11 protein-coding genes are annotated in these 11,118 nt (G+C 66.6%); all 11 read right to left on the reverse strand.

The window, feature by feature from the left end; genetic code table 11:
* Positions 1-22: 22 nt before the first annotated feature.
* The 11 genes from DFR45_RS03665 to ftsA all read right to left on the reverse strand — a co-directional run bounded on the left by DFR45_RS03665 (position 23) and on the right by ftsA (position 11,117).
* Complete coding sequence (locus tag DFR45_RS03665) at positions 23-547, reverse strand: phosphoribosyltransferase (protein ID WP_114482342.1); 525 nt, start codon at positions 545-547, stop codon at positions 23-25.
* A gap of 43 nt (positions 548-590) precedes the next feature.
* The gene (locus DFR45_RS03670) at positions 591-1,967 is read right to left on the reverse strand and encodes an adenylosuccinate synthase (RefSeq protein WP_114482343.1); all 1,377 of its coding nucleotides are present in this window, start codon (positions 1,965-1,967) and stop codon (positions 591-593) included.
* 12 nt (positions 1,968-1,979) lie between these two features.
* On the reverse strand, positions 1,980-3,167 hold the full coding sequence (locus tag DFR45_RS03675) for an ATP phosphoribosyltransferase regulatory subunit (RefSeq protein WP_114482344.1): 1,188 nt from the start codon (positions 3,165-3,167) through the stop codon (positions 1,980-1,982).
* Between the two features lie 125 nt (positions 3,168-3,292).
* A complete protein-coding gene (locus tag DFR45_RS03680; RefSeq protein ID WP_114482345.1) occupies positions 3,293-3,472 on the reverse strand; it encodes a DUF2065 domain-containing protein in 180 nt (59 codons plus the stop codon).
* A 33-nt stretch (positions 3,473-3,505) separates the two neighbouring features.
* Positions 3,506-4,411: a protease modulator HflC gene (hflC, locus tag DFR45_RS03685; protein WP_114482346.1), complete on the reverse strand. Its 906-nt coding sequence runs from the start codon at positions 4,409-4,411 to the stop codon at positions 3,506-3,508.
* An 11-nt stretch (positions 4,412-4,422) separates the two neighbouring features.
* The gene (hflK, locus tag DFR45_RS03690) at positions 4,423-5,793 is read right to left on the reverse strand and encodes an FtsH protease activity modulator HflK (protein WP_114482679.1); all 1,371 of its coding nucleotides are present in this window, start codon (positions 5,791-5,793) and stop codon (positions 4,423-4,425) included.
* A gap of 48 nt (positions 5,794-5,841) precedes the next feature.
* Positions 5,842-7,020 (reverse strand): GTPase HflX, encoded by a 1,179-nt coding sequence (gene hflX, locus DFR45_RS03695; protein ID WP_114482680.1) that lies wholly within the window; start codon positions 7,018-7,020, stop codon positions 5,842-5,844.
* 33 nt (positions 7,021-7,053) lie between these two features.
* Complete coding sequence (gene hfq, locus DFR45_RS03700; RefSeq protein WP_114482347.1) at positions 7,054-7,308, reverse strand: RNA chaperone Hfq; 255 nt, start codon at positions 7,306-7,308, stop codon at positions 7,054-7,056.
* 159 nt (positions 7,309-7,467) lie between these two features.
* Positions 7,468-8,391, reverse strand: coding sequence for a UDP-3-O-acyl-N-acetylglucosamine deacetylase (gene lpxC, locus DFR45_RS03705; RefSeq protein WP_114482348.1), 924 nt, complete (start codon positions 8,389-8,391; stop codon positions 7,468-7,470).
* A gap of 74 nt (positions 8,392-8,465) precedes the next feature.
* On the reverse strand, positions 8,466-9,710 hold the full coding sequence (gene ftsZ / locus DFR45_RS03710; protein ID WP_114482349.1) for a cell division protein FtsZ: 1,245 nt from the start codon (positions 9,708-9,710) through the stop codon (positions 8,466-8,468).
* 177 nt (positions 9,711-9,887) lie between these two features.
* A complete protein-coding gene (gene ftsA / locus DFR45_RS03715; protein ID WP_114482350.1) occupies positions 9,888-11,117 on the reverse strand; it encodes a cell division protein FtsA in 1,230 nt (409 codons plus the stop codon).
* Position 11,118: the final 1 nt, after the last annotated feature.

Consider the following 11,118-nt stretch of genomic DNA (forward strand, 5'->3'; position numbering starts at 1 on the left):
CGCCCCTGCACTAGTAGTGCGCTCAAACCCGCCACTTTTCGAGCAGTTTTTCGGGCCCCATGCTGTCGTAGACCTCGAAAGGCTGGTGAATCCAGGGGTTGGTGGGCAGGAATTCGACCGAATAGTCGGGCGTGAATCTGGACACGCCCTTGGTCCAGATCACGGCGCTGCGCAATTCGGTGATGGGCTGGTAATTGGTCTTGAGCCGCTCCACCACGGCGGCGAGGGTTTGACCAGAGTCGGCCAGGTCATCGACGAGCAGCACGCGCCCGGCGATTTCGCCCTGCGGCGTGGTGATGTAGCGCGCGATGTCGAGGTGCCCCTGCACCGTACCGGCCTCGGCGCGGTAGGAGCTCGTGGACATGATGGCCAGCGGCCTGTCGAAGATACGGCTCAGGATGTCCCCCGGGCGCAGTCCGCCGCGTGCGAGGCACAGGATGGTGTCGAACTCCCAGCCCGACTGGTAAATCTTGAGCGCAAGTTTTTCGATGAGGCCGTGGTACTCGTCGTAGCTCACGTACAGGTGCTTGCCGTCTTCGGTCAGCATGTGAAAACTCCGGGGCGAAAGGCTTGCAATACGGCTCAGCGGCTCAGGGCGCCGCGAACGGGTGCTGCATGAGGATGGTGTGGTCGCGGTCGGGGCTCGTGGAGATCATCGCGATCGGCACGCCCGTGACTTCGACGATGCGCTCGAGGTAGCGCCGCGCCGCTGTAGGTAGCTGGGCGTAGTCGGTCACGCCCACGGTGGATTCGCTCCAGCCGGGCATGCGCTCGTAGCGCGGAATGCAGCGCGCGATCTCGTCCGCGCCCAGCGGCAGCATGTCGATCTGGCGGCCGTCGAGCTCGTAGCCCGTGCACAGCATGAGCTCAGGCAGGCCGTCGAGCACGTCGAGCTTGGTGATGCACAGACCCGAGAGGCCATTGACCTGCGCGCTGCGCTTGAGCAGCGCCGCGTCGAACCAGCCGCAGCGCCGGCTGCGCCCCGTGGTGACGCCTTTTTCGGCGCCCACGGTGCTCATGTGGTAGCCCGGCGTGCCGGGGGTCTGCCAGTCGAGCTCGGTCGGGAAGGGGCCGCCGCCCACGCGCGTGCAGTACGCCTTGGTAATGCCGAGCACGTAGTGCAGCAGCCCCGGCCCCACACCCGCGCCGGCTGCGGCGTTGCCAGCGACGCAGTTGCTCGAGGTGACGTAGGGGTAGGTGCCGTGATCGACGTCGAGCAGCGTGCCCTGCGCGCCCTCGAACAGCAAATTGGCACCGGCCGCGTGCGCCTCGTTGAGCTCGCGCGAGACGTCCGCCACCATGGGCGCGAGCAGCTCGGCGTGCTGCATGGCTTCCTCATAGACGGCGTCGAACTGCACCGCGCCGTCCTGCAGGTACGGCTGCAGGCCGGGGCCGAAGTCGATGTTGCGCGAACCGAGGAAGGTCGTCAGCACGTGGTTGTGCAGCGCGAGCACCTCGCGCAGTTTGGCGGCGAAGCGCTCGGGGTGGCGCAGGTCTTGCACGCGCAGCGCGCGGCGCGCGATCTTGTCTTCGTACGCGGGGCCGATGCCGCGGCCCGTGGTGCCGATCTTTTCGCTGCCGCCGTGCTCGCGCGCGGCCTCGCGGGCCATGTCGAGCGCCACGTGAAAAGGCAAAATCAACGGACAAGCCTCACTCACGCGCAGGCGCGAGCGCACTTCAACGCCGACGCGCTCCAGCCCCGCGATCTCTTCGAGCAGCTTGCCCACCGAAAGCACCACGCCGTTGCCGATGTAGCACTTGACCCCGGCGCGCATGATGCCGCTGGGAATCAGGTGCAGCGCCGTTTTCACGCCGCCGATCACCAGCGTGTGCCCGGCGTTGTGCCCGCCCTGAAAGCGCACCACGCCCTGCGCGCTCTCGGTGAGCCAATCGACCAGCTTTCCCTTGCCCTCGTCACCCCACTGGGTGCCGACCACGACCACGTTGCGGCCTTTGCTTGCTTTCATTTCCAACCTGATTCAGTTCTTGGTGGTGATGGGGTCGGCATGCGCCGCCCCACCCAGCGGTTGCACGCGCCACGCGCCGGCTACGTACACCAGTTCGCGGTCGCAGTGGAATTCATCGACCTCGCTTTCGTGCCCGGGCAGTACGCAGACCACGGTTTCGCCGGCCTGGCGCAGCGCTGCGATCGCGGCGTGCACGTCGTGCGACTCATTCCACGGCGCGCGTATGGCCGCCTTGGGCGCGCGCGGCGGCACGACGGCGACGAGTTGCTTCAAGTCCAGACTGAAGCCCACGGCGGGCCGGTTGCGGCCGAACACCGCACCGACTTCGTCATAACGCCCACCACGCACGAGCGCGTCGCTCGCGCCAGGGGTATAGACGCCGAAGCGCATGCCGCTGTAGTAGGCGTAACCGCGCAGATCGGCGAGATCGTAGCTCACGCGCACGCCTTGCAGACGCTCGCCCAACCAGCGCAAACCCGATAGCAGCTCGGGCAATCCTGGTGCGCCTTGCAAGGCTTTTTCTGCCTCAATCAGCACAGTGGCGTCGCCGTACAGCTGCGGCAGCGCGCGCAGCCCCTCGCGTGAGCGGGCCGGAAAATCGCGCGTGAGCGCGGCCAGTTCGGCCGCATCCTTGGCCGCGAGCGCGGCGTGGATTTTTTGCAACAGTGCAGCGTCGAGCGGCACGCCCGCGAGCAGGCTGCGCACGATGCGCACGTCGGCAAGGTCGATTTGCAGCGCTTGCACCTGCGCCACACGCAGGCACGCGAGTGCGAGCTGCAGCACCTCGAGGTCGGCCTCCTGGCCTGCGTGACCGTAGATTTCGGCGCCGAACTGCAGCGGCTCGCGCGTCGCGTGCGGCCTGTCAGGGCGCGTGTGCAGCACCGGCCCGCAGTAACACAGACGCGTGACGCCACGGCGGTTGAGCAGGTGCGCATCGATGCGCGCGACCTGCGGCGTGGTGTCGGCACGCACGCCCAAGCTGCGACCCGAGAGCTGATCGACGAGCTTGAAGGTCTGCAGGCCGAGCGCCTCGCCCGTGCCCGTGAGCAGGGAGTCGAGGTGCTCCACCAGCGGCGGGATGACGAGTTCGCAGCCGTAGCTGCGCGCGGTGTCGAGCAGGTCGCGGCGCAGCTCCTCGATGTGCCGGGCTTCGGACGGCAGGACGTCGGCAATGTGATCCGGCAACAGCCAGGCGGACATGGAATGCGTCAAGTGGTGAAAAAAAGGATTCTACCGGCAGGCAATGCGGCAGCGGCGTGCGGCGCTCCGGTGCATGCCGTATGGCGGCCGTGCCCAGGCTGCAAGGGGCGCAGGTCTGCGCCGGCTCAAAATGCCAGCAAGAGCAAGCCGAGCAAGATGCTGAGCAGGCCGAAAAAGCGGATTTGCCCATCGCGCAAGGCAAGCGCTTGCTGAAATACCCGCCGCCACATCGCGGGCGCGGCAAACGGCAGTATCCCTTCGATCACCAGCACCAGCGCGAGCGCCGTCCACAGCGAATCCGACATGCTGCTATCAACAGGATGGGCCGTTGGCAGCACTCATTTGCGCGCCGGCGCAGCCACCGCACCTGCACCCCCGCGCATGACCTTGAAGAAATCAGACGCGGCAGGGTCGAGCACGAGCACGTCGCTCTTGTTGTGGAAGCTCGCTTTGTAAGCCTCGAGGCTGCGGTAGAACTGCGCGAACTGCGGGTCGCGGCCGAACGCCTCGGCATAGATGCGCGCGGCCTCGGCGTCGCCCTCGCCCTTGATCTTCTGCGCGTCGCGGTAGGCGCCGGCAATGGTGATTTCGCGCTGGCGGTCGGCGTCGGCGCGGATCTTTTCGCCCTCGGCCGCCCCCGTGGAGCGCAATTCATTCGCTACGCGCTTGCGCTCGGCTTCCATGCGCCGGTACACCGATTCGGTGATGGCTTCGACGTAATCGACCCGCGTGATGCGCACATCGACCACGTCAATACCCCAAGGCTTGCTGCCACGTACGGCCTCGAGCACTTCTTTCTTCACATCCGCCATCAGCGCCTCGCGCTGCAAGGAGAGCAACTCCTTGACGGTGCGTTTGTTGATCTCTTCCTGAAAGGCGTTGCGCACCACGCGGTTGAGCTGCAGGGCGCCGGCGTTTTCATCGAGACCGACGTTGCGGATGTAGTCGGTCGGCTCGGCAATGCGCCAGCGCACGTACCAGTCGATCACCACGCGCTGCTTTTCTGCCGTGAGCATGGGCTCGGTGTCCATGCTGTCGAGCGTGAGCAGGCGCTTGTCGAGATAGGAAACGTTCTGGAAGGGCGGTGGCAGTTTGAAATGCAGGCCAGGCTCGGTGATCACCTCCTTGATCTGACCGAACGCATACACCACACCGAATTGCCGCTGATCCACGACAAAACACATGGAACTCAGCAAAGCGAGCACGATCAGGATGCTCGCGGCGATAAAACCGACTCTATTCACGGAAACGGCTCCTAGCGGGATTCACGCTCGCGCGTGCGGGCGAAGTCACGCGTGCGGCTGTTGTCATTCGAAAAATTGGTGGTGGGCGTGGTCACGGGCGCTGATGGGGCCGCCGTGGAGCTAGCGCCCGATGCCGCATTGGCCGTTGCCGAGGCGGCATCGGCTGGCTGCGCGGGCTGTGCCGTGCTTTGCAGCAGCTTGTCGAGCGGCAGGTAAAGCAGGTTCGAACCCTGGCGCGCATCGACCAGCACCTTGGTCACGTTGCCGTAGATTTGCTGCATGGTCTCGAGGTACAGGCGGTCGCGCGTGACCTGGGGCGCGCGCTGGTATTCCGTGAGCACGGACGCAAAGCGCTGCGCGTCACCCTGGGCCTGGGCGACAATGCGCCCTTTGTAGGCCTGTGCCTCCTCCTTGAGGCGCGAGGCGGTGCCAACCGCGCGCGGCACCACGTCGTTGGCATAAGCCTGGGCCTCATTCTTGGCGCGCTCGCGCTCCTGGCCAGCCTTGAGCACGTCGTCGAACGCCGCCTGCACCTGCTCGGGCGGGCGCACGCCGCCTTGCTGCAGGTTCACCGCCACGACTTCCACGCCGATCTTGTAGCGGTCGAGGATGGTCTGCATCAGGCTGCGCACGCGTGGCGCGATCTGGTCGCGCTCCTCCGAGAGCGCTGCGTCCATGCGCATCTTGCCCACGACTTCGCGCACGGCCGTCTCGGCGGCCTGCACCACGGCGTCGGCCGGGTTGCGGCTCTCGAACAGCCAGGCGCGCGCATCGTTGAGGCGGTATTGCACGGCGAATTTGATCTCGACGATGTTTTCGTCCTCGGTCAGCATGGCCGAGTCGCGCAGACCCGTGCTCTTGATGACCGAGTCGCGCCCCACGTCGACGGAGCGCATCTGCGTCACGAACACCGTTTCATGGCGCTCGATCGGGTAAGGCAGACGCCAGTTGAAGCCCGCGCCGACCGTGCTCTGGTATTTACCGAAGCGCGTGATGACGGCCTGCTGACCCTCCTGGACGATGAAAAAGCCCGAGCCCATCCAGATCACGAACACGATGCCCGCGAGCAGTCCGAGGCCCCAACCAGCGCTTTTGCCGTCGGGCGTGAAACCGCCGCCCGAATGCCCCGGCCCTTTGCCGCCGGCGCCGCCGCGCCCGCCGAACAGATTGCCGAGCTTGCGGTTGAGGTCGCGCCAGAGTTCATCGAGGTCGGGCGGCTGGCCCGGCCCCTGGCCGCGCCCCGGCGGCGTGGGCGGGCGCTCGGCGTCGGAGCGCTTGCCGTCCTGCGGCTTGTCGTCGCCGCGACCCCAGCGGGGGTCATTCAAATTGAACATACCCCGCAGCCGGAACCACAAAGCCGGGGCTGAGTCTCGGAAGTTCATGCGCACAATCTCTGCTTCTTGGATGACATCGGCCGGCATTGTGCCGAATCACAGGCATTCACCTGCGACATCTGGGGGCTCTAGGAGCCTGTCGGATGCGCCAGCAGCCAGCACCGTGCGCGCGAGTTGTGCGCGCAGCAGGTCTAAACCTTCGCCCGTGCGTGCGCTCACGAAGATGCGCTCCACAGGCTGTCCTGCGCGCTCATAGACGTCCTGCAGCGCGGCGGGTCGCTGCGCGGGCGGGAGCGCGTCGAGCTTGTTGAAGACCAGCAGCTGCGGCACCTGCGCGGCGCCGATGTCGGCGAGCACGCGCTCGACCTGCGCGATCTGCTCGGGAAAATGCGGGTTCGCGGCATCGACCACGTGCAACAGCAGGTCGGCATCTACGGCCTCCTGCAGCGTGGCCTCGAAGGCATCGACCAGGCCGTGCGGCAGGTCGCGGATGAAGCCCACCGTGTCCGACAGCGACACCGAGCGCCCTGCGTCCGCGAGGTACAGCTGCCGTGTCGTGGTGTCCAGCGTCGCGAACAGCTGGTTGGCCGCGTAGGCCTGCGCCTTCACGAGCGCATTGAACAGCGTGGACTTGCCCGCGTTGGTGTAGCCCACGAGCGAGATGTTGAAGGTGTCGCGCCGCGCGCGCTGGCGCCGCTGCGTGGCGCGCTGGCGCTTGACCTTGGCCAGGCGCTCCTTGGTGCGCAAAATGGCCTGGCCGATCATGCGCCGGTCGAGCTCGATCTGCGTCTCGCCGGGGCCGCCGCGCGCGCCTATGCCGCCACGCTGGCGCTCCAGGTGCGACCAGCGCCGCACGAGCCGCGTGCTCAGGTATTGCAGACGTGCGAGCTCAACTTGCAGCTTACCCTCGTGGCTGCGCGCGCGCTGCGCGAAGATTTCGAGGATCAGCAGCGTGCGGTCGTTCACGGGCAGCCCGAGGTGCTGCTCCAGGTTGCGCTGCTGCGCCGGGCTCAGCGACTGGTCGAACAGCACCTCGACGGCGCCGTACATCTGCGCGAGCGTGCGGATCTCGTCGGCCTTGCCGCTGCCCACGAAGAGCGCGGCGTCGGGCGCCTTGCGTTTGCAGGTGAGGCGCGCCACGGGCCGCATGCCCGCAGTTTCGGCGAGCAACCCTAGTTCTTCGAGCTTGTGATCGAAATGCGGCAGACCGAAGTCCACGCCCACCAGCAGTACCGGCGCAGAGCCTGTTTGCGCCGCCGCAGCAGCGCCGCGCACGGCCGGTTTTTCAGCGAAAGATGCTTCGGTCAATCAGTGACCGCCCCCTTCGGCGTCGGCAGCCTCGGCGAGCGAAAAGTTCACCGGGCGGCTTGGAACGATGGTGGAGATGGCGTGCTTGTAAACCATCTGGGTGAGGGTGTTGCGCAGCAGCACCACGTATTGATCGAAGGATTCGATCTGCCCCTGCAGTTTGATGCCGTTGACCAGGTAGATCGATACGGGCACATGCTCGCGGCGCAAGGCGTTGAGGAAGGGGTCTTGAAGAAGCTGACCTTTATTGCTCACGATATTCTCCGTGTTCAAATGTTGTTGTAAACCGGCACCTTACCACAGCGCCTTAATCCTTACGCGGCATATTGGCCCGTCTTGGCCGCACGCGAAAGAACGCAGGAGATGGTGGCGCCAGGCCGTTTTTCAAACGGCAAGCAGCGCACGGAACGCTGCTCACCACGCCGGCGCCGGCTGCGCGAAGCCGCGCGGCGCCTGGCGTGCGTCCTCGAAGCTCACGAGTTCCCAGGCGCTGCGCTCGGCCAGCAGCGCGCGCAGCAACTGGTTGTTGAGCGCATGGCCCGAGCGGAATGCGCTGTAGGCCGCGAGCAGCGGCTTGCCCAGCAGATAGAGATCGCCCATGGCGTCGAGAATCTTGTGCTTGACGAATTCGTCGTCGTAGCGCAGGCCGTCGCTGTTGAGCACCTTGTAGTCGTCCATGACGATGGCGTTGTCCAGCCCACCGCCCAGCGCGAGGCCGTTGGCGCGCATCATTTCGACGTCGCGCGTGAAGCCGAAGGTGCGCGCGCGCGCGATGTCGCGGCTGTAGCGGCCCGAGCCGAGGTCGAACTCGACGCGCTGGCCTGTGGCGTCGACGGCCGGGTGGTCGAAGTCGATCTCGAAGCTGAGCTTGAAGCCGTGGTACGGCTCGAGCCGCGCCCACTTGGCCTGCGCGCCCTCGCCCTCGCGCACCTCGACGGGACGCAGGATGCGAACGAAACGCCGCGGCGCGTTTTGCAGCACGATGCCGGCGCTTTGCAGCAAAAAGACAAACGATGCGGCCGAGCCGTCGAGGATGGGCACCTCTTCGGCCGTGATGTCCACATAAAGATTGTCCAGCCCCAGGCCTGCACAGGCCGACATCAAATGCTCGACGGTGTGCACCTTGGCATGGCCGCGACCGATGGTCGAGGCCAGACGTGTATCGGTCACGGCCTCGGCGCTGACGGGAATGTCCATGGGCTCGGGCAGGTCGATGCGGCGAAACACGATGCCCGTGTCGGGTGGCGCGGGGCGCAGCGTGAGCTCCACGCGCTGCCCGCTGTGCAGGCCGACGCCCACGGCGCGGGTCAGGGTCTTGAGGGTGCGTTGCTGCAGCATGGCGGGATTTTACGCCGCCATGACCGCACGCAGCGCAGCATTTTCACTATCGTGACGATAGCTTCCCGGGCAGATCAGTCGGCCTGTTTGCGCAGATAAGCAGGGATTTCCACGTCGTCCATGCCACTCAGCGAGAGCGCATCCACGCGCGCTGCCGCCGTGGCTGCCGTGCGGTTGTTGCGCCACACGCTGGGCGTCTTCATATGGCCATAGTCGGCGGGGGCGCCGGGCATGGCTCCTGCCGGGGCGATGCCACCCCCTGCCGGCATGGCCCCTGCGCCCGGCATGACGAAGGCCAGATTGTCCGTGCCGGTACGCAGGCCGCCTTGCACCACCGAGATCGGCTGACGGCGCGCGTTCGGGCGCGACAGGCCCGTGGCCACCACGGTCACGCGGATCGCGTCGCCCAGGCTGTCGTCGTAGGCCGCGCCGAAGATCACATGCGCGTCGGGCGAGGCGTAGGCGTTGATGGTGTTCATGGCCAGGCGCGATTCGGACAGCTTGAGGCTGCCCTTGCTCGCCGTGACCAGCACCAGCACGCCCTTGGCGCCCGACAGGTCTATGCCTTCGAGCAGCGGGCAGGCGATGGCCTGCTCGGCGGCGATGCGCGCACGGTCGGGCCCGGTGGCCGTGGCCGTGCCCATCATGGCCTTGCCAGGCTCGCCCATGACGGTGCGCACGTCCTCGAAGTCCACGTTCACCTGGCCGTACTCGTTGATGATCTCGGCAATGCCGCCGACGGCGTTCTTGAGCACGTCGTTGGCATGCGCGAAGGCTTCGTCCTGGGTGACATCGTCGCCCAGCACGTCGAGCAGTTTTTCGTTGAGCACGACGATCAGCGAATCGACGTTGGCCTCGAGTTCGGCCAGACCGCTGTCGGCATTGTTCATGCGGCGCCCGCCCTCCCATTCGAAGGGTTTGGTGACCACGCCCACGGTGAGGATGCCCATCTCCTTGGCCACGCGCGCGATCACCGGCGCCGCGCCCGTGCCCGTGCCGCCGCCCATGCCGGCGGTGATGAACAGCATGTGCGCGCCGCTGATCGCGCTGCGGATGTCGTCGATCGCCGCTTCGGCGGCCTCGCGCCCCTTGTCGGGCTTGCTGCCTGCGCCCAGGCCGCTTTGGCCGAGCTGGATGATGCGGTGCGCCGAGCTGCGTGTGAGCGCCTGCGAATCGGTGTTCGCGGCGATGAACTCCACCCCCTGCACCTGGCGGCCGATCATGTGCTCGACGGCGTTGCTGCCGCCGCCGCCCACGCCGATCACCTTGATCTGGGTGCCCTGGTTGAATTCTTCGGCTTCAATCATTTCGATGCTCATGACCTTGCTCCTTGCTGTGATGTGCTGGTTTCGCTTGGGTGCGGATAAAGAAAAAAAGAAAAAACAAAACGGTGGAACCGCGGGGCGGTGCAGTGCACGGCGGGCCGGTGCTGCGCCAGCGGCCGCGCGGGATGCGTCGGCGCGGGCCGCGCGGGTGCCAGATGGTGGGCCGCATGCTCAGAAGTTCCCCACGATGAAGTCCTTGACGCGGTCCAGCATGGTCTTCATGGAGCCGCTTTTCTGCGCCACCTTGAAGCCGCGCAGGCGCGCCAGGCGCGCTTCTTCGAGCAGGCCCATCACGGTGGCGGCGCGCGGCTGCGCGACCATGTCGGCGAGCGCGCTCGCATACTTGGGCACGCCGCGGCGCACGGGCTTGAGGAAGATGTCCTCGCCGAGCTCGACCATGCCGGGCATGACGCTGCTGCCGCCCGTGAGCACTATGCCCGAGGAGAGCAGCTCCTCGTAGCCCGACTCGCGCACCACCTGTTGCACGAGGGCGAAGATTTCTTCCACGCGCGGCTCGATCACGCCGACCAGCGCCTGCTTGCCGAGCATGCGCGGGCCGCGGTCGCCCAGGCCCGGCACCTCGACCTGCGCCTCGGGGTCGGCGAGCAGCTGTTTGGCGCAGCCGCTTTCGACCTTGATGTCTTCGGCGTCCTTGGTGGGGGTGCGCAGCGCCATCGCGATGTCGCTCGTGATGAGGTCGCCCGCGATCGGGATCACCGCCGTGTGGCGGATCGCCCCGCCCGTGAAAATGGCCACGTCGGTGGTGCCCGCGCCGATGTCGACCACGGCCACGCCGAGTTCGCGTTCGTCGTCGGTGAGCACGGCCTGGCTCGATGCCAGCGGATTGAGCAGCAGCTGCTCGACCTCGAGGCCGCAGCGGCGCACGCACTTGATGATGTTTTCGGCCGCGCTCTGCGCGCCGGTCACGATGTGCACCTTGGCTTCGAGGCGGATGCCGCTCATGCCGATGGGCTCTTTCACGTCCTGGCCGTCGATCACGAACTCCTGCGGCTCGACGAGCAGCAGACGCTGGTCGGAGGAGATGTTCACGGCCTTGGCCGTCTCGACCACGCGCGCCACGTCGGCGGGCGTGACCTCCTTGTCCTTGACGGCGACCATGCCGCTGGAGTTCAGGCCGCGGATGTGGCTGCCCGTGATGCCGGTATAGACGCGCTGGATTTTGCAGTCGGCCATGAACTCGGCCTCTTTGAGCGCCTGCTGGATGCTTTGCACGGTGGCCTCGATGTTCACCACCACGCCGCGCTTGAGGCCGTTGCTCGGCGCCACGCCCAGGCCCGCGAGCTTGAGCTCGCCCGTGGGCAGCACCTCGGCCACCACGGCCATGATCTTGGCCGTGCCTATGTCCAGCCCCACCACCACATCTTTGTATTCTCTTGCCATC

The organism is Extensimonas vulgaris (assembly GCF_003337425.1).
GTDB classification, from domain to species: Bacteria; Pseudomonadota; Gammaproteobacteria; order Burkholderiales; family Burkholderiaceae_C; genus Extensimonas; species Extensimonas vulgaris.